Consider the following 18,987-nt stretch of genomic DNA (forward strand, 5'->3'; position numbering starts at 1 on the left):
CCTTTAAGCCATCTCTAAAATGTCTGCATCGTCCTTTCGGATTGAGAGCTCGTAGCCCCTCACTGTGATCTCGATGGGATCCCCCAGCGGTGCAACCTTGCGAACCTGAATGTCGGTCCCCTTTGTGATGCCCATGTCCATGATCCTTCTCTTGAGAGCTCCCTCTCCGTGGATCTTCAGGACTGTTGATGACTGCCCAACAGGAATGTCTCTTAGTGTTTTCATTAAACTTCCCCCTTTGAATCTATATGATAAAGTTAGTCATGATTACCTTTTGTTAGTATCCGCTAACCTGTATCGCGTAAAAAATGGCTACCTGACATTTGGAAAACATATCTGACAAATGTCAAATAACCTGCTGATGCAATGATTTATTCATTCCGGCTATCGCTCTGATATCCGATCGTTTTATCAATCGACCATTATCATTGATGCCATCTGATTTCTTAATTCCGGTTATCGCCTTGATATCCGATCGTTTTATCATTCAACCATTATTTTTGATGCCATCTGGCTTGTTATCCCGAGCCTGGTCTCTTTGATATTGACGATGATGTTGCCGTCCCCGGTGTCTGAAATGACCTGAACCTCTTCCCCCGGCACAAACCCGAGGTCCGCAAGATGCTGTTTCATGTCTTCTTTTCCGGTCACCCGCGCAATCAAATGTTTACCGCCTGCCCCGACCATGGATAATGGCAACATATAAACCTCCCTGTCAATTGACACACGCCAAATTATTTAAAAGATGGTGTGCATTTGATGATACTTCATCCCTGACACTTTACATTACTAAAATACATGTTAAAATTAGCATTGACTAACTCAAAAGTCAATAGTCACGACTAACTAAAGTTAGGTATTACTAATAGTAAAAATTATGTATTTTATAAAATTTTTATAAATTGAAAGGTGGTAACTATGAAAGCTTACGAAACCCACGAATCTTCCGAGAACTATCTGGAGAGTATCCTGATGCTTTCCATGGATCATAAGGTGGTTCGTTCCATCGATATAGCTAACATGCTGAGTTTTTCAAAGCCTTCGGTATCTGTAGCTATGAAGCGTCTTCGCGAGGAGGGGATGATCCTTGTTGACGAAAACGGCTACATTACACTGACAGATGCCGGCATGTCCATCGCCAAGGGCACTTACGAGAAGCATGTTGTCATAACGAATCTTCTTGTGGATATGGGCGTTAACGCCTACACTGCGGGTCAGGATGCCTGCCGCATCGAGCATGTGCTGAGCCCGGAGACATTCGCCCGCATCAAGGAGTACTACCTGAAGTCTCACCCGGAAGGAGTTCCGGAACTTGACACAATCCTAGAGTTTCAGCAGACGAAGCCGTTTTTCAATAAATGAACATAAAATATCATAGCCAATATGACTTAAAACATTTAATTCCCCGGGTGAGTCAAATATCATGGAGTGTTTCTATGACCGCACTTTAAATATCTTAAAATTGAGTCAACCATTTTAATGAAATAAATTGACCTACATTTCAGTAATAATCGATATGAGTCAATTCAAGCGCTAAGTTTTTTTGACCTCAATTTTCAGATATCTTCTAGTGAGTCAAACATCGATTTTTTACAGAATGATTCAAAATCTTATAATCCACAAACTGAGTCATATCTACAAACATAATGTATGACTACTGTTTTACTATTGCTCAAAATGAGTCAATTTATTGATTCTAAAATTAATTCAAATCAAAATGGACTGTAACACCGGAAATGTTTCTGGTGCTACAGTCCATTTTTTGAGTTTGATTTACCATTATTCTCTCTTCAAAAGTCGCATGGCGTTCAATATGCAAATAACCGAGACTCCGACGTCGCCGAAAACTGCGGCCCACATGTTGGCGATGCCGAGGGCGCCGAGGATCAGTACAACCAGCTTTACGATGAGAGCAAAGGTAATGTTCTGCATCGCGATGCTCACGGTGCGGCGGGCGATGCGGATGGTTGTGGGTATGCGTCGCAGGTCATCGTCCATGATGACAACGTCCGCTGCGTCAATGGCTGCGTCGGATCCGATGGAACCCATGGCGATTCCGATGTCGGCTCTTGCAAGAACCGGAGCGTCATTGATTCCGTCTCCGATGAAGGCAAGTTCCGCTTTGCCGTCCTTGTGGCCCTTCAGATCCAGAGCCCCGATGAGTTCCTCAACCTTTGAAACCTTATCCTGAGGAAGCAGCTCCGCAAAGGTCCGGTCAACCCCCAGCTCTTTTCCGACTGCTTCTCCCACTTCTTTTCTGTCGCCGGTGAGCATGACAATGCTCTCGACTCCTGCACTCTTCATTTCTCTGATGGCTTCCCTTGCCTCAGGCTTCACTTCGTCTTTGATGAGTATGGCACCGAGATACCTGACACCCTCGCCTTCCGATACAGCAACATAGGAAACGGTTGCTGACGGGTCGGTGACATTGGCATAGGTGACACCGATGGAGTCCATGAGCTTGTCGTTTCCGATGTAGATCTTTTTCCCTTCGGCGGTGGCCACCAGACCCCGGCCGGTGACATTATCAACATCCGTCACGAGATTGGTGTTTAATGTTAACTCCGGCAGTTCCTCGCTGAGCTCTTCGCGAATGGACTTCGCGATGGGGTGGTTGCTCATGCCTTCGGCAAGGGCGGCTGCCTTCAGAACCTCGGCGCGGTCAACACCTGCTGCCGTCTCGACGCCGGTAACCTTGAAGTTTCCTTTTGTAAGGGTTCCGGTTTTGTCGGAAACCACGGTGTTAAGCTTTGCGAGAAGCTCAAGGTAGTTGGAGCCCTTGATGAGAACTCCGCTTGCGCTGGCGGATCCGATGCCTCCGAAGAAGGAAAGGGGGATGGAGATCACGAGGGCGCAGGGGCAGGACACAACCAGGAATGTGCAGGCGCGGTAGAACCAGGTTGCGGGATCATGGGTGATCAGTGACGGCAGCACCGCAAGGGCAATGGCGGAGTACACCACGATGGGGGTGTAAACCCGGGCGAATCTGGTGATGAAATTCTCGGTTTTTGACTTCTTTTCGGAAGCATTCTCAACCAGCTCCAGGATCTTCGTAACCGTGGAATCCTCGAAGGCTTTTGTCGCCCTAACCTTCAGAAGTCCGTCGCCGTTGATACAGCCGGATATAATCTGGTCGCCTTTTCTCACACTTCGTGGCACGGGCTCACCCGTCAATGCCGCGGTATTCACAAGTGACTCTCCGCTCAGCACTTCGCCGTCCACCGGTATCTTGTCGCCGGCCCTGATGATGAGAACATCCCCGACTTCAACCTCGTCCGGGTCGATAGTCTCGACAGTTCCGTCTTCCCGCTCCACGTGAGCCTCCTCCGGAACTATCTCCATAAGATGAGAAATGCTTCTCCTGGACTTTCCGACTGCATACTTCTGGAACCACTCGCCCACCTGATAGAAAACCATAACTGCTACGGCTTCGGAATTCTCCCCTGTGACAAATGCTCCCGCCGTGGCGATGGTCATGAGCAGGGACTCATCCATGGGCTGCCGGTTTTTGATTCCGAGAAGCGCCTTCTTCACAACCGGATAGCCGCTCATGAGATAGGGGATCAGGTACAGAACAAAGCTGTACAGCTTGTTCTCAAAGACCACAGGGCAAAGGCCTGTCTTGTCAACTATCAGCATCAGGAAAAACACCGCGATGCCGGCGAGGATTTTATTCAGTTCCTTTTTCAGTTTCTTTTCCATAGGTCAGTAATTCCTCTACTGTCAGTTATTCACCGGGGACGGTTACCGCCACCGGTGACGGTTCTCCATAATGAAATATCGATATAAATTAACCACCGGAGACGGTTCTGAAAGAATCATCTCCGGTGGTTTAGTAGTATTTTCTCAAATCTCAACAGAAAAATCCGGCTCGATCTTCTTTCCTGTCTCGATGGCAAGCTTCAGAATGTCATCGAACTTCTCATCATCGGCATCGAGAGTAAACTTCTGCATGACAAAGTTAACCTTTGCATCATTAACACCCTCAAGCTTCTTTACAGCTTCCTCAACCTTTGCCGCACAGTTTGCACAATCGATTTCACACTTGAATTTCTTCTTCATAACATGTCTCCGTTTCTTTAATTTATATCACATCCTGTTTTTTAATCTTCTTCTATATGCTCTTTGCCCATTGCAATGATCATCTTCACGTGGTCATCCGCCAGGCTGTAATACATCGCTTTTCCGTCTCGTCTCGACTTGATAAGCTTGCTGGTCTTCAGAATCTTCAGCTGATGAGATATGGCGGACTGATTCATTTCGAGATCATCGCAGATTTCCGTAACATTCTTCTCTCCCTGAAAAAGCTCGTAAAGAATCTTTATGCGGGTGGAATCTCCGAAGATCTTGAAAAGCTCCGCCAGGTCGCTAAGCTCATCTTCCGAAACATTCTGTATAAAATGATTTATATTGTCACTACTGTAATCTCCGGACATTTACACCTCTTTCCTTTACACGCTGCCTCAGCTACAAATGAGCAATTTTCAAATGAATCATTATTCATATGAATATATTATCATATGTTTTGCTTTTGTCAATATATCTTTCGGCAACAAAAAAACTGCCACCGGATTTAATGATCTGATGGCAGTGACTTATTATTTATTTGTCATCCAGCAATCCTCCTCCGCGTCATACCTGAGACTGCCGTATGAGACATTTTCACACGTGGTGCCGTCGGTGCCAATGCTGTATTCCGCGTGCTCATACTCTATACGGTTCTTGTTCGGAACCGAGAAGTTGTAACCCTCCTCCTCGAACAGCATAACCTCACCCTCATCCTTCGAGAACCTGAAAATGATACCCGTGCTTTCGGTGCCGGTGGTGCGGCCGGTAGTACCGTAGGCGTCTATCATATACGGCGTGCGGCCATTGTTGACAACGGAACCCATCTGGTAGTCCGGCATAATGGTATCCCGCCAGTACATGGTGGCAGCCAACTGGATGCCCCTGTCCGTTTCGATACGATAGAGCCTGAGTCCCGTCATGACCGGTGCCGAAAAATCATAAAACTTATAAGTCTCGTAGCCATCCGTGAACCACCACTCCGCGTGATAGTTGTAGCCGTTATCGAAGAAAGCATCGGCTCCCTCTTCTTTATCGTCGGGAGCATTGGTCTGCCCCTCCTCCGCCTCAAAATGATCATATGACACAGTCATGACCACCATGTCCTTGGAACCGTCGCCATTGAAATCATCGTAAATGTAATCCATGACCGGATCAGAAGTGAATTCATATACGGCCTCCACCAGATCCCGGGGAGTGTACTCCTTCGCCTTATCGGGATAGTCCTGCGGATTCCTCTCGATAACATCATTCCGCTTGCCCGAATTGTTGGCCTCTATCCTCATTGCCTTTCGGTACTCGTAAATCTCGCCGATCCGTTCGTAGTAGTCCGTAAGCACCGTCATGGGATAGACAGCCTCGCCATAAGAAATCCAGAAATCCGTGACTCTTGCAACCTCGGAATCATTGGCCGGCTTTCCGTCAATCTCCCGGAGACCGATATCCTTTACTTTTCCGAACTCACCATCGGCATCAAACCCGTAAATTCTGTGTTTGCTAATGCCGTCGTGGGCAACAACATACTCTTCGCCCCCATTCAGAGTCTCCGTGGAAACCGAATAGACCATCGGGTTTCCGTTGCCACCCATAACATCGTCAACATAGTTCACCAGCTCTTCATTTCTGTAACCATACACCCTGAAGTGATACTTCTCCTCCTTGGGATCAAGATACCCCACCAGCATCTCATCCAGTCCGTCACGGTTAAAATCAATGAGCTTTATAAGCCCGATTCCCGTTATGTCATGGTACTTGTCAGCGTCCTGAGCATTGACATCGGAACTCTTCACTCCGGTCTTCCCCAGCTTTTTCTCAAGCTTCAGGATCTCATTATAATAAGCGCCGTAGGCCTGACCCGTCATGCTGATGACTTCTCCGTTTTTGTCAACACTTCGGCCGTCGGGTGTGACAGTATCCTTAAGCATTTTTCCGTCTTCGTCCACGTAGTAAATATCATCGATCCACTGGTCTGTCAGAGGTTCGTGATCCTCATCAAGATAGTACCACTCACCGTCTCGCTGTACCCATCCCGTATCCTTTTCGGGATCAATGTTTTCCTCCGGCTGCTCCGTTTCTTCGTTTATGAGATTCTCAATGGAGGCCGGCAGATCCAGCTCATCCACCGATTCTATGTCCTTCTGTTTTCTCAGATATTTTATCAGTAACTGAGAGTCACTAAGGTAAAATCCGGCGCCCAGAATGACCAAAAGAAGAACGACCATCCCTACGATAATCTTGCCCCTCCCGGTCTTTTTCCGTGGATTCCCACCTTTAAATTGTCTGTCGGGTTTTTCCCCGTACAGGTTTTGCTGCATCCCCTCATACTCCTCGTCTGTTAACGCTGAATTTTAAGCCTCAATATCTGACATACAGATTCATATCTGATAGGCTCATAACACAGTCTGAAATCATTCTGCCGCTCCTTCATAATCGAAAGGATTTATTCTGTCCCCAAAACAGGAAAAAATGTTTCAGACTCTTATAACTGATTATCTCACAGCTTGCGGCTTCTTACCAGTGCAAACGGTGGAGCTCCCCTTCTCTATTCAGGTCCATGAAGTTATTCTGCCTGTAGGCTTCATAAAGTAGTATCGCCACAGAATTACTGAGGTTCAGTGACCTCATCTCTCCCCACATAGGGATGCGAATGCAGGCCTTAGGATGCTTCACCAGAATCTCCTCCGGAATCCCTGCAGACTCCTTTCCGAACATAATGTAGTCATTGGGACCGATCTTCGCATCGCTGTAAACAGTTCTGCCTTTGGTTGTTGCAAACCAGAGCTTCGGGGTTTCGATGACCTCTTTGCTCCAGCCGCTGTACTCGCAGGAGGCATTACCCTTTTCACAGCTGATGCACTCGCCGGAAGCATTACCCTCTTCACAGCTGATGCGCCCGCCGGAAGCATTACCCTCTGCGCGGCTACTGCGCTCGTTGGAAGCATTATTTTCTTCACTGAAGAAATCATCGGCAAAACAAATCTCCGGATGCTTCTCCAGAAAATCTTCATAATCCAGATACTCCGAAAGCTTCAGCTTCTCCCAGTAGTCCATACCGGCTCTCTTGATGTACTTGTCATTAAGCACAAATCCATAGGGTCTGATGAGATGAAGCGGCGTATTCGTCGCAACACAGGTTCTCCCTATAGCCCCGGTATTAAATGGTATTTCGGGTTCATGTAAAACTATATTCAGCATATATTATTCCTTATCTAATATTTTATACTTATTTCTCAATAAGAGTTCAGTTACGTGAAGAAAGCCTGAGCCGGTGGCTCAGGCTTCGCCGTCTGAAAGTTCATCGTGAAGGTCATCCACGAAACGCCCGTCATCACTGTAGCCGGGCAGATGACCTATGGACTGGTGTTTAACAGTTCTGTATTCGTCATTGGTATGCCAGTAAGGACAATGCCTATTCCTGCTGCCCCAGATGCGAGCCATATCATCCTCGTCCATATCCACGTCACAGACCCACTCATCATATTCATCATCATAAGTGTAATTTGAACACATCTCACATTCTGACATAATTACTCCATTCTGTTTCTTTCAGCCGGTGGCATGAATAGTGCTGAAAAGTATTTTTCACATTATATATAACAGTTCAGTCGGTGGATAACTCGGCGGCACCTTCAGTCACTTTATTACTTCTTCTTTTTCTTCCCGCTTGTGACTCCCGCTCTGGTGGCCTCAAGGATATCCTTGTTTCCGCAGCTGGGGCAAAGCTCCTTTGCGATGCAATTCTCACAGTCGGGGGATGCGGACCTACAGTAGTTCCTTCCCAGAGAGATGATGTGGGTGTTCCACCTTATCCAGTACTCCTCCGGAACGATGTCATTAAGCTGGTACTCTGTCTGCTCCGGATCCTTTGAATCCGCAAATCCCAGTCTGTTGGAAACCCTCTTCACATGAGTATCCACAACGATGGCGGGCTTGTTGTAAATGTGTCCGAGAATGAGATTCCCGGTCTTTCTGCCGACCCCGGGAAGTGTGGTGAGGTCTTCAATGTTATCCGGTACCACTCCTCCGAAACGACTCAGGAGCTCTCCCGCACAGGCCTTTATATTCTTTGCCTTGTTCTTGTAGAACCCCGTGGACTTTACATCCTGCTCCAGCTCTGAAAGGTCTGCTGCCGCAAATGCCTCAAGGTCCGGGTACTTCTTAAACAGCTGCTCCGTCACCATATTGACTCTCTCGTCGGTGCATTGAGCACTGAGGATCGTGGCAAACAACAGCTGCCAGGCATTATCACTCTTCAGAAATGCCGGCGGGTCGGAACCATAGGTGCTGTCCAGAATCTCCATCAGCTTCCGGACTCTCAAAACCCTCTCTTCGCTTTTTTCTCCCTTAACGAACATATTACCTCACTTAGCTCTAGACCACAGAATTGCATTAACTAATCGCATTCTTTCAGATTCTTCTGAACCGGCGCAAAATCACAGATCCAATGTCACCTTTCTTCCGGTTGGCTGATACTGATAATATCTCACTCCTGCAGCATCAAGCATTCTCTTACTTGCTCTTGTGGCGTCAGTATCCGCATATTTGTCTGAATAGTAGATAAGAGTCCTGATACCGGCCTGGATAAGAGCCTTTGCACACTCATTGCAGGGGAATAATGTAACATACATTTTTGTCCCCTCCAGTGAGCCGCCACGGTAATTGAGGATGGCATTGAGCTCTGCATGAGTTGAGTAGAAATATTTTGCATTATAGGGGTCATCCACCGCATGGATCTTGGTCCAGGGAAAATCATCATCTGAGCATCCCTTGGGGAAACCGTTGTAGCCCATTGAAAGGATCTTGTTGTCCTGACTTACTATGCAGGCTCCAACCTGAGTGTTGGGGTCTTTGGAACGGCGGGCAGACATCTCTGCCACTCCCATAAAATATTCGTCCCAGGTGATGTAGTCTCTTCTCTTGCCGCTGTCTTCCATCTCTTTATTTCTCCTCCGCTAAAATCTCTGTCATCCCCGCCGCCTTCCGCATGCGGTTCATCAAAGCAAAACCCACACCTCTGTCGCTGTAGCTTTCCGCGTAAATCCGTTCTGCCTTGTCGTCGTCGAACTCTCTCAAAACTCTGAAAAGCTCATGAGTCATGGACAAAGGCTCGCTCCGGTGTCCGAGCACCTTGATATCCGCTTTATCCCCGGAAACCTTCTCGTAGTATGCCAATGTCTCCTCACAGCATATTACCCCGACCTTAAGTCCCGCTTCCACATCCTTTTTCACAAGCTCATTGATGCAATCCGAAACCTGTCTGTCTGCGAGATTTCTCTCTTCTTCACTTACCTCATAGTCCTTTTCTTTCAAAAGACCAGTGGTAACCAGCACCATCTTTGCATTGGGAGCATAATGTCTGTACTTCATGCCCGGAGCCTTCGGGTGTATGCCCTCTTTAACTCCACCGGCAACGATTGCGGGATCAATCTCTACAGTTTTACCGAGAACTTCTGAAAGATCCTCCACTGTAATTGCTCCCGGTCTCAGAAGTGTGGGAACCTCACCTGTCAGATCCACTATAGTTGACTCAACTCCGATACCCACCGGCCCGTCGTCAAGGATCATATCTATGTGCCCGTTCAGATCGTGAAGAACATGCTCCGCTTCAGTGGGACTTGGCTTTCCGGAAGTATTGGCACTGGGCCCCGCAATGGGAAGGCCCGCAGCCTTTATAAAGGAAAGGGTCAGCTTGTTTTCGGGACACCTGATAGCTACAGTGTTGAGCCCGCCGGTTGTCTCCATCGGCACGATGTCCGCCTTCGGCATGATGATGGTCAGGGGTCCCGGCCAGAAGCTGTCCATAAGCTTCTTTGCATCCTCCGGAAATGCCGACACCAGTGGTTCCACCTCTTCTATACATGACACATGTACGATGAGAGGGTTGTCCGAAGGCCGCCCCTTCGCTTCATATATCTTCCGGCTTGCCTCAGGATCCAGAGCATTACCCCCGAGTCCATATACGGTTTCCGTTGGAAATGCCACCAGCCCGCCACGTTTTATAATGTCCGCGGCCTGCTGAACCCCCTCCATTCCTTTGACTATTGTTTCCATTGTTACTCAGACTCCTTCTAAAACAGATCTGATAGACACGCAGACTACCTTCTATTTTTCTTCCGCGTGTCATATGCCAAGCCCAACCTTTTTGAAGACTAACACCTTATTGATTAATGTTTACGATTTCCCATATCTCGTTTGGCTCCTGGCCAAGCTTCCAGGCACCGACGCCTCCGCAGCCGGCTTCCTTGATGGCATCGATCTTCAGCTGCATTGACTGCCGATCCTCAAGCCATACCTTCTTGGTGATACCGTCCTCAACCACTTCGCCGTAATTCTGGCCGATGTCATCGCCTATCCAGCTAAGCTGTACGCCATGGTTCTGAACCCAGTCGAGAGCATCCGACATTCCGAGAGCATCGGAACTTGTCTCGCCTGCTTCATTGGTCATCCATATTCTCGTATAGAACGGAACCGCAATGATCACTCTGTCAGCCGGAACCATCTTTGTGGTCTCGGAAATTCCGTGATTAAGATAGCTTATGGAAGAAACACTTCCCGCATCACTTCCGGCATAGTGCTCATCATAGCACATGATGAGTACGTAATCGATATGTTTTCCCAGCTCCTCAAGGTCATAGTAGCTGTTGTAGCCGTAAGGAACATAGCAGTCGGCAGAGAGAATGATTCCGGTCTTCCTGCATTCAACCGCAAGCTCCCTCATGAACTGAACATAATCTCTGCCCAGCCTCTCCGGTATCAGCTCGAAGTCAATGTTTAGTCCGTCAATGCCTCCGGCCACCGCAGCATCCACAAGGTTTGAGATAAGCTTTTTCCTGATCTCTGTGCTCTTTAAGAATACTGATTCATCGATGTCGCCGCCGTCGAAGTTATTGACTGTAGCCCAGACCTGGTATCCTCTTGCGTGAGCATTATCAACATAATCCTGGGTCCAGTAGTTGTCGAAGTCACCTTCGTCGGAGGTAAGAATAAACCAGGTGGGGGCAATGACATTCATGCCTGTGACACCCTTCACCATGTCGTCGATGTAGGCATTGGCCGCAGTGGAAGTTATCTGGTGGAAACCAAGCACCACCTTTGAGCCGTCATTTCTTGTGATATGAGTGTACTCCGGAGCCTTAAACTCAGATTCCGGTGTTACCTCGGTTTTGTCGGAAAGATGATTGTTCCTGAGCCACCCGATGTAACCGTCTCTTGTCTGAACCTTGCTCCAGTTCTCCATAGCTTCAAGGAGCTTAACCTCATCTCCTGACTTAAGCGTCGTCAGCACCTCGGACTTGATTCCACCGAGAAGTCTCACGGATTCTTTGCCCTTGACCTTACAGGATTCGTATGGGTTCCAGTCATTGAAGATGAAGGCTCTCTTCACCTCGTCATCCAGATGAGCGCTGTAGCGGATATCCGTATATTTCTGAACAAATTTAATGTTCAGGTACAGATCTTCTGTGGTATCCCCTATACGGACAAAGGCCGTTGAGCCGTCCTCCAGGGTATCCCCGAGACCGTATTTCTCAGTCCTGTCGGGTAATGTATAAAAGATTTCATTAACATCCTTTGCCCAGTAGAAGCCTCTGTTAAGCTCAGACATAACCCACTCATAGGGCAGGAAAAGTCCGCCGTTAATGGCTCTGGCCGTCACGGGCTTGTCTTCTTCATTAAACAGCTGCTCTTCGTTCAGGAACAATGCCACGTCATCGCCGCTGACATGGAAGTACGCTGCCTTATCCGCAAGAACCTTTGTGGGCGCAAACTTTTTCTCGTAAATATAGTAGCCCACCAGTCCGAAGGCCAGAAGGATCAGTATAAACACAACCACAAAGGAAGTGCCTTTTTTTCCTCCCGCTTTTTTCTTTCTGGTCTCACGACGCTGCTTTAAACTTTTCAATTCTTTTGCCAAAATGATGTTCTCCCTGATCATTCTTTCACATAGACATCCGTCTATATGATTGCCCAAAGTAAATATACTCGTCTATAATTACGTTTCTTGTTCTAATTTCAGATGTGCATTAAACGTATTTGCTTCCTGTTCTGAATTTAGAATGCTCATTCATCGGATTTAAATCACTTCATTGTTCAGTTCCTGAAGCTTCGCTGCCTGGTCCGCGGAAATGATGGGATCCAGAAGCTCATCCAGGTCACCGTTAAGTACCTTATCAATTGAATAGAGTGTGAGACCTATACGATGGTCTGTAACTCTTCCCTGCGGGAAATTGTAGGTTCTGATCTTCTCGGAACGGTCTCCGGTACCAACCTGTGAACGCTTTGCCTGAGCCGCTTCGCTCTGCTTTTTATTATACTCTATTTCATATAATCTGGCTCTCAGAAGGCGCATTGCCTTTTCACGGTTCTGAACCTGTGAACGCTCCTCCTGACACTCTGCCACCATACCTGTAGGCTCGTGAATGAGACGTACTGCGGATGAGGTTTTGTTGATGTGCTGTCCGCCGGCACCGGAGGATCTGAATACCTCCATCCTTACGTCAGCCGGATTGATCTCTACATCCACGTCCTCTGCCTCAGGCATAACCGAAACTGTGGCGGTGGAGGTGTGGATACGTCCGCCTGACTCGGTCACGGGAACACGCTGCACTCTGTGAACCCCGGCCTCATACTTAAGTCTTGAGTAAGCACCCTTTCCGGTGACAATAAATACAACTTCCTTCATGCCCCCGATGCCGGTTTCATTGGCAGAAACAAGCTCAGTGCGGTAGCCTCTCCGCTCCGAGTAGTTAAGGTACATGCGGTAAAGCTCGTAGGCAAAAAGAGCAGCCTCGTCTCCGCCGGCACCGCCTCTTATCTCGATAATGATATTCTTGTCATCATTTTCATCCTTCGGAAGGAGCAGGATCTGAAGCTCTTTTATAAGCTCCGGCTGGTCTGCCTTCGCCTGGGCAAGCTCCTCCTTCGCCATGTCCAGAAGATCCGGATCTTTCTCTGAAGAAAGAATCTCCAGAGCATCTTTCTCCGACTGAACTGCATCGCAGTACTTGTGGTAGGTGTTTACCAATGTCTCAAGATCGGAGCTCTCCTTCATGAGCTTAAGGTATTTTTCTGTGTCATTTACTATATCAGGCTCTGTCATAAAGCGCTGAATCTCTTCATAATGTCTCGATATGGACTCGAGACGGTCAAACATATCCATAATTTTCTCCTCTATAAAAGTGGTTTTTCGATAGTTTCATGTGATCATGACAACTATCATTTACAATTGAATCCGTGGTGACGATGCTTTACAATAATTGTACGAACCCGTCTTTTTCACTAGCGTCCACGAACGCTCTAAAGGAGCCTGGGTCTTGCGGTACCTGCGTGATTTGTCGTGTAGCCTTGAAAGCACCTAGAGGAGATTTGTCTACACCGTACCGCTTCGTTACGAAGCATTCGGCGATAACACTGCGTGTAATGCGCCACCCCAATTGATTGCTGCCACAAGTACATTTCATCAGTACCATTCATCTTCATATCAGATACGAGTCTTTACGAAGAACACCTTCGTCTTTTTGTGTTGTCACATCATTCCGTAACCCCACTTTTATATCTGACTTACAGATGCCCTCTATCTAGTTGGCTCCTCTATAAACGCATGTTTTTCGCCGTTTATCTCTGACATACAGATGCAGATCTGATTGGCTCCTTATAAATGCCCTGTCACTACTCTGTCGTTTCCGCCGTAATCCTTTATGACCATGACATCCCGAAATCCGGCCGTTTTCAAAAGCTCTGCTACAGCTTCTCCCTGGTCATATCCAATTTCAAATGCCACATGCCCTCCGGGATTCAGATACTTCGGTGATTCCTCTGCCAGTATCCGGTAAAACCTGAGTCCGTCCTCTGTTCCGTCCAATGCTATCCTCGGCTCATATTCCCTGACCTCAGGCTCCAGAGTATCCACCACCTTTGAGGGGATGTAGGGAGGATTTGAGACGATCAAATCAAATCTGCCCTCTACCTCACTGAACATATCCGACCTATACAGCTTGAACCGGCATTTTTCATCCTCTGTCAGAAGGCTTTCTTTGTTATATGTTGCGATTTTTAATGCTTCTTCCGAGATATCCACAGCCTCGACCCTGCTGAAATGCCCCGTTTTACATAGGGTTATGGCAATGCATCCCGTTCCGGTACAGAGATCCAGCAGCGCAGCGTCCTCTTTTTCCACAATCTGCTTTCCGGTTGTCAACCTGTCCACAAGGTCTTTTCTCTCCCGGAGTTCATTCCCGGTTGTCACCCTGTCTACAAGATCTTTTCTCTCCCGGAGTTCAGCCGGGAGGTTGTCATATAATAGGTTTCCAAGCACCGTGTCGATCAGGGTTTCCGTATCGGCTCTCGGACAGAGCACATCCTTCGTGACCTTGAATTCAAAACCATAAAACCACGCTGATCCCAATATCTGCTGCAGTGGCTCCCTTCCTTCTCTTCTCGATAGATTCTCTTCGAAGGTCTCTGCCGCCTTTTTCAGCGCCCCCTCATCCTTAAAATACCGGGGGATAAGATCTGAAGGTTTATCCTCTGAGACAGAAAGATAATTTGATCCTTCCAGCTTAAAGGCATCCATAACAAGAGCCCGCGCATCAAAACGCGGGTCCGGAACATTTGCAGCCTTAAGTCTCTTTTCTGCCTCTGACAATATTTCTTTGAAAGTTTTATCAATCATATTTTTCTTCCTTATAACCTTGTATCCAACAGTTACAGGAAGAAAAGCTAATTTTCGGTACCGGTAGCATTATCCTCCGGAAATTCCAGTCCAAAGGTTTTCTTCTCGAATTCACGCCAGTCAAATACCTTTTCAACTGCCGCAATAGCAACCTCGATCTCGCTGTTATCCGGCTCGAAAGTAGTGAGTCCCTGCATCCACATGCCCGGAATGAAAAGTATCCGGGTCAAAGCATTATCATGAGTTCCCACTATGCGAAGTACCTCATAGCTGATGCCGGCGATCACCGGGATAAGCACCATGCGGCTTGCAAGCTTTAACATGATATTGTCAAATCTTATGACCATGAAAAGCATGATGGAAATAAGCATAACGTAAACTATAAAGCTGGTGCCGCATCTCTTGTGCTCCTTGCTGGAGGCAGCAACATTTTCCACCGTCAGCGGAAGTCCGTGCTCCACACAGTTGATGCACTTGTGCTCTGCTCCGTGATACTGGAAGGTTCTTCTGATATCCGGCATTCTGGAGACAAGCTTAATGTATATGACGAACAATATTACTCTGATGATGCCTTCCACAAGCCCGAGAAGTGCTTCGCTTGGAAGCATTGGCTTTAAAAAGCTCGCTATAAAAGCAGGAAAAACAACGAAGAGACCTATGGCAACTACAAAAGAAAAAAACATAACTATTCCGGAAAGTACCGGTTCCAGTTTCTCTCCAAATGTGTCATCCAGCCACTTCTCAAATTTGCTTGGTTCCTGATCTGCATCCTCAGGATCATCCTCTATAAATGTTGCGCTGTAGTTCAGGCACTTGGACCCCAGCACCATCGAGTCAATAAATGAAAAGATTCCTCTTATAAAAGGCGCTTTGCAGATAGCAAACCTGTCAGTCATGGAGATATAAGTATCTTCCATAACCTCGATGCTTCCATCCGGCTTACGAACCCCCACCGAGTATCTCTTTCCGTTTCTCATCATCATGCCCTCAAGGACAGCCTGACCGCCGATTCCGCTGTAAACCTGTCCCCGGGCCTTAGCCATAGCTTCACAGGGTGAAGCCTCTGTAGTTTCTGTATGTGTAGAAAAAAATATCATAATAGTAACCTTTATAAAAATATGTGTATCTTTAAGTGTATACGAAGTGAGCTATTTATTCAAGAAAAGAGGACGCATGCCGTAGCAAGCGTCCTCTTGAATCCCGTTTCTGTTGACTTATTAAGAAAGACCGAACTTCTTGTTGAACTTATCGATCTGACCAGCAGCCATAGCTGACTTCTCCTTGCCTGTATAGAATGAATGGCAAGCAGAGCAAACTTCTACGTGGATCTCAGGCTTTGTTGAACCTGTTACGAATGTGTTACCGCAGTTGCAGGTAACTGTAGCCTGATAATACTTAGGATGAATTCCTTCTCTCATTTTGTACCTCTTTCTACATGGTTTCCAACCATATAAATTCGCACATGATACAGAATCACGCGCTTAGTTAATTGTAAAGCCATATCAAAATAACACAAATCATTTTTTATTGCAATAGGTTTTCAATAATCAATATCCTGAAATATAGTCGAAATTCAGACTATAGGATAATTCTGCATCCTATGCTACAATCCAGCCAGTGCTTGCCAAAGCGGTAGGCGGTTAGCCCTTTCATTACGAAGGGCATTTTGTAAGTCCCTTCAGAAAGGAGGGCTCCATGGTAAGTTATTCTGATTTATTCCAGTTTGGGATTCTGATAGTTGCTATCATTGGTCTTGTTTATAAGATAACAAAAAAATAACCGCCCTCAGCCTAACAAACTTGGGCAGTTATTTTTTAACAACCTAGTAAAGGGCTAACCGTCTATCGGCAAGCACTTTTTACATCTTTATAGTAAATCAATATCTAGTATATTTCAATATACATTTTCATCGTAAAAGTAATATCTATTACTGTGGTCTGTTGATCTTTATAGCCAGTCGCGAATTCGGATTTGCAGCCGAGTTGGCAGTTGCATTTGAATTGCGCATCACAGGCTTACCATTCACGATAAACTGACATACCTCATCATTGTTAAAGGTCTTATCGAAAAGACTGATAACCTCTTCTGCGGCTCCGGCCTTCTCATCATAGGTTCTCTTGTGAATGATATCCACCGCTTTCCGTTCAAGCTCGGAAAGAAGCAGATCGTCACGGCGTGTACCGGATTTAACGATATCGATAGCCGGGAATATTCTCCTCTCCTGAAGCTCTCTGTTAAGCACCAGCTCCATGTTGCCGGTACCCTTGAACTCCTCGTAGATAACGTCATCCATACGTGATCCTGTATCCACAAGTGCTGTTGCAAGGATGGTAAGAGAGCCTCCCTCTCGCATATTTCTTGCAGCACCGAAAAATCTCTTAGGCATATGAAGAGCCGCAGGATCCAGACCTCCTGAAAGGGTTCTTCCCGAGGCGGGAACCACCAGGTTGTAGGCTCTTGCAAGTCTTGTGATGGAGTCAAGAAGTATTGTAACATCCTCGCCCTGCTCAACAAGGCGCTTTGCTCTCTCGATAGTCATTTCCGCAACCCTCTTATGATGCTCCGGAAGCTCATCGAAAGTTGAGTAGATAACTGTAACAAGTCCTCCCTCTACCTCTTCCTTCATATCCGTAACTTCCTCGGGACGCTCATCAATAAGAAGGATAAGCAGATGCATCTTTGGCTCATTCTTAACTATAGCCTTGGCAACCTGCTTAAGAAGCGTGGTCTTACCTGCCTTAGGCGGTGACACGATCATTCCTCTCTGTCCCTTACCGATAGGGGCAAGGAGGTCAAGAATACGTAATGATGTAGGAGCCTTCTCGCCATCAACTTCAAGCTTTATTCTTTGATTTGGAAATACCGGTGTGAGCTGGTCAAAGCTCTTTCTCTGGGAAATAGCACTGAGCGGCTTACCGTTAACTGTCTCTATATAGGAAAGAGCACCGAAACGCTCATTGGGATTCTTACTTCTGTAAAGTCCCTTGATGACGTCACCGGTCTTAAGTCTGTATCTCTTGATGATGGCCGGATTTACATAAACATCACTCTCGCCCGGAAGGAAATTCTCGGATCTTGTGAATCCAAAGCCATCCGGCATAACCTCAAGGATTCCGCCGCAGGGATTTCCTGTAGGAGTCTTCTGAGTCTCGTTATCAAGCTCATCGGTCTTTTCATTCTCGGCAGCCTTAGCGATAGCGGCATCTCGTGTTGCCATATCTTCTTCTGTACGATCGGCAGCATCCTTCTCGATAAATTCAGATTCCTTGTAAGGATTTTCCTGCTTTGGAACACTTCCCGCCTCTTTCACAGACTCCGGCCTGTTAACATTATCGGTTCTCTGGGTATAATGCTCATTCCTTGTGTCCCTGCCCTGACTTCTGACAGGCTTAACCCCGTGGATGCCCTTTCTGTTAACAACTATGGTCTTGTGATGGGCATTTGTCCTGTTCTCCTGAACCTTTGCGTCAGTATCATCGGAAGCCTCTGCTGCCAATGCTTTCGCCGGAGCTTCGTCATTACTGCCCTCTGCCTGAACTGCGGATGTATCGGACAGTTTCTCCGTTACGCTGTCTGCAGAAACAGTCTCAGAACTCTCAGCCTGAGCCTCTTCCTCATCACTCTTTTTAGACGCAGTTTTCCTGGTTGTGGTTCTCTTACGGACTGTCTTCTTCTCTTCTGCTGCAGCACCCTGAGCGCCTTCTGCCTCTTCCGCTTTTTTCACAGTACGTCTGGTTGTGCGCTTTTTCGGCTTTTCTTCACCGGAATCAGCCGCTGCTTCCCCTGCTGCCGTGACTTCCTTCTCAACAGCTTCCGCAGCTTCAGCTTTTGCTTTTGTCTTACGGACTGTTCGCGGCTTTTTCTCAGCTGCATCACCGCTTTCTTCCTTAACAGCCTTAGTTCTGGTTCTTCTGCTAACCGGCTTAGACTCAGCTGTCATTTTCTCGTCTTTTTCGTCTGCCATGTATCCTCCTTGATCGGTTGGCGCAAGATTTATATCACTGACTGATTGTTCTTGAGCAAGTATTTATGATTGATTTTTAATTCTGAAAATATAAATGACTATACCCAGATTATTGGAAATATCTATCAATGAATAACTCTTGTTTGATATATTAAATATCTATCATTAAATGTAATTTTATAAGTGTTTTGGGAAATAATTATCGATAAAAAGATTAAATTTTCCGAAAATAGTATTCAAGTATTGATAAGTATAACAATAACCGTCTTGTAACGCAAGATTCATTTTG

19 protein-coding genes are annotated in these 18,987 nt (G+C 46.8%); 2 read left to right on the forward strand and 17 right to left on the reverse strand.

What is annotated here, in order from left to right:
- Nucleotides 1-3: 3 nt before the first annotated feature.
- Nucleotides 4-225, reverse strand: coding sequence for a FeoA family protein (locus T357_RS0108790; protein ID WP_031551149.1), 222 nt, complete (start codon nucleotides 223-225; stop codon nucleotides 4-6).
- Between the two features lie 258 nt (nucleotides 226-483).
- The gene (locus T357_RS0108795) at nucleotides 484-702 is read right to left on the reverse strand and encodes a FeoA family protein (RefSeq protein ID WP_330373105.1); all 219 of its coding nucleotides are present in this window, start codon (nucleotides 700-702) and stop codon (nucleotides 484-486) included.
- 216 nt (nucleotides 703-918) lie between these two features.
- On the opposite strand from T357_RS0108795, the gene T357_RS0108800 reads away from it, so the two are divergent.
- Nucleotides 919-1,362 carry a metal-dependent transcriptional regulator gene (locus T357_RS0108800; RefSeq protein WP_044916583.1) on the forward strand — a complete coding sequence of 148 codons (444 nt, stop codon included), beginning with the start codon at nucleotides 919-921 and terminating at the stop codon, nucleotides 1,360-1,362.
- Nucleotides 1,363-1,779: 417 nt separating this feature from the next.
- Here the strand turns inward: T357_RS0108800 and T357_RS0108805 are convergent, their stop codons facing one another.
- From T357_RS0108805 to rpmE, 14 genes are all read right to left on the reverse strand, one after another.
- The gene (locus tag T357_RS0108805) at nucleotides 1,780-3,702 is read right to left on the reverse strand and encodes a heavy metal translocating P-type ATPase (protein ID WP_031551157.1); all 1,923 of its coding nucleotides are present in this window, start codon (nucleotides 3,700-3,702) and stop codon (nucleotides 1,780-1,782) included.
- 144 nt (nucleotides 3,703-3,846) lie between these two features.
- Nucleotides 3,847-4,062 (reverse strand): cation transporter, encoded by a 216-nt coding sequence (locus T357_RS0108810; RefSeq protein WP_029200727.1) that lies wholly within the window; start codon nucleotides 4,060-4,062, stop codon nucleotides 3,847-3,849.
- Between the two features lie 41 nt (nucleotides 4,063-4,103).
- Complete coding sequence (locus T357_RS0108815; RefSeq protein WP_044916586.1) at nucleotides 4,104-4,436, reverse strand: ArsR/SmtB family transcription factor; 333 nt, start codon at nucleotides 4,434-4,436, stop codon at nucleotides 4,104-4,106.
- A 162-nt stretch (nucleotides 4,437-4,598) separates the two neighbouring features.
- Nucleotides 4,599-6,380, reverse strand: coding sequence for a hypothetical protein (locus tag T357_RS0108820; RefSeq protein ID WP_031551163.1), 1,782 nt, complete (start codon nucleotides 6,378-6,380; stop codon nucleotides 4,599-4,601).
- A 196-nt stretch (nucleotides 6,381-6,576) separates the two neighbouring features.
- Nucleotides 6,577-7,260 (reverse strand): tRNA (cytidine(34)-2'-O)-methyltransferase, encoded by a 684-nt coding sequence (locus T357_RS22330; RefSeq protein ID WP_044916591.1) that lies wholly within the window; start codon nucleotides 7,258-7,260, stop codon nucleotides 6,577-6,579.
- Nucleotides 7,261-7,338: 78 nt separating this feature from the next.
- On the reverse strand, nucleotides 7,339-7,590 hold the full coding sequence (locus tag T357_RS19150; RefSeq protein ID WP_044916593.1) for a DUF6472 family protein: 252 nt from the start codon (nucleotides 7,588-7,590) through the stop codon (nucleotides 7,339-7,341).
- A gap of 116 nt (nucleotides 7,591-7,706) precedes the next feature.
- Nucleotides 7,707-8,420 carry an endonuclease III gene (gene nth / locus T357_RS0108835; protein ID WP_031551182.1) on the reverse strand — a complete coding sequence of 238 codons (714 nt, stop codon included), beginning with the start codon at nucleotides 8,418-8,420 and terminating at the stop codon, nucleotides 7,707-7,709.
- Between the two features lie 78 nt (nucleotides 8,421-8,498).
- Nucleotides 8,499-8,999, reverse strand: coding sequence for a deoxycytidylate deaminase (locus T357_RS0108840; RefSeq protein WP_031551185.1), 501 nt, complete (start codon nucleotides 8,997-8,999; stop codon nucleotides 8,499-8,501).
- A gap of 4 nt (nucleotides 9,000-9,003) precedes the next feature.
- Nucleotides 9,004-10,116: an L-threonylcarbamoyladenylate synthase gene (locus T357_RS0108845; RefSeq protein ID WP_031551188.1), complete on the reverse strand. Its 1,113-nt coding sequence runs from the start codon at nucleotides 10,114-10,116 to the stop codon at nucleotides 9,004-9,006.
- Between the two features lie 106 nt (nucleotides 10,117-10,222).
- Nucleotides 10,223-11,977, reverse strand: a complete 1,755-nt coding sequence (locus T357_RS0108850) for a glycosyl hydrolase family 18 protein (protein ID WP_197027324.1) — start codon at nucleotides 11,975-11,977, stop codon at nucleotides 10,223-10,225.
- Between the two features lie 159 nt (nucleotides 11,978-12,136).
- Nucleotides 12,137-13,216: a peptide chain release factor 1 gene (prfA, locus tag T357_RS0108855; protein ID WP_031551195.1), complete on the reverse strand. Its 1,080-nt coding sequence runs from the start codon at nucleotides 13,214-13,216 to the stop codon at nucleotides 12,137-12,139.
- Nucleotides 13,217-13,714: 498 nt separating this feature from the next.
- Nucleotides 13,715-14,734 carry a N5-glutamine methyltransferase family protein gene (locus tag T357_RS0108865; RefSeq protein ID WP_031551199.1) on the reverse strand — a complete coding sequence of 340 codons (1,020 nt, stop codon included), beginning with the start codon at nucleotides 14,732-14,734 and terminating at the stop codon, nucleotides 13,715-13,717.
- A gap of 47 nt (nucleotides 14,735-14,781) precedes the next feature.
- The gene (locus tag T357_RS0108870; protein WP_031551202.1) at nucleotides 14,782-15,777 is read right to left on the reverse strand and encodes a DUF1385 domain-containing protein; all 996 of its coding nucleotides are present in this window, start codon (nucleotides 15,775-15,777) and stop codon (nucleotides 14,782-14,784) included.
- 174 nt (nucleotides 15,778-15,951) lie between these two features.
- Nucleotides 15,952-16,152, reverse strand: coding sequence for a 50S ribosomal protein L31 (gene rpmE, locus T357_RS0108875; protein WP_029200738.1), 201 nt, complete (start codon nucleotides 16,150-16,152; stop codon nucleotides 15,952-15,954).
- Nucleotides 16,153-16,429: 277 nt separating this feature from the next.
- Between rpmE and T357_RS22185 the strand changes: the two genes are divergently transcribed.
- Nucleotides 16,430-16,513 carry a putative holin-like toxin gene (locus T357_RS22185; RefSeq protein WP_242826618.1) on the forward strand — a complete coding sequence of 28 codons (84 nt, stop codon included), beginning with the start codon at nucleotides 16,430-16,432 and terminating at the stop codon, nucleotides 16,511-16,513.
- A 148-nt stretch (nucleotides 16,514-16,661) separates the two neighbouring features.
- Here the strand turns inward: T357_RS22185 and rho are convergent, their stop codons facing one another.
- Nucleotides 16,662-18,698, reverse strand: coding sequence for a transcription termination factor Rho (gene rho / locus T357_RS20235; RefSeq protein ID WP_242840087.1), 2,037 nt, complete (start codon nucleotides 18,696-18,698; stop codon nucleotides 16,662-16,664).
- Nucleotides 18,699-18,987: the final 289 nt, after the last annotated feature.

The organism is Oribacterium sp. FC2011, assembly GCF_000701645.1.
GTDB lineage: Bacteria > Bacillota > Clostridia > Lachnospirales > Lachnospiraceae > Oribacterium.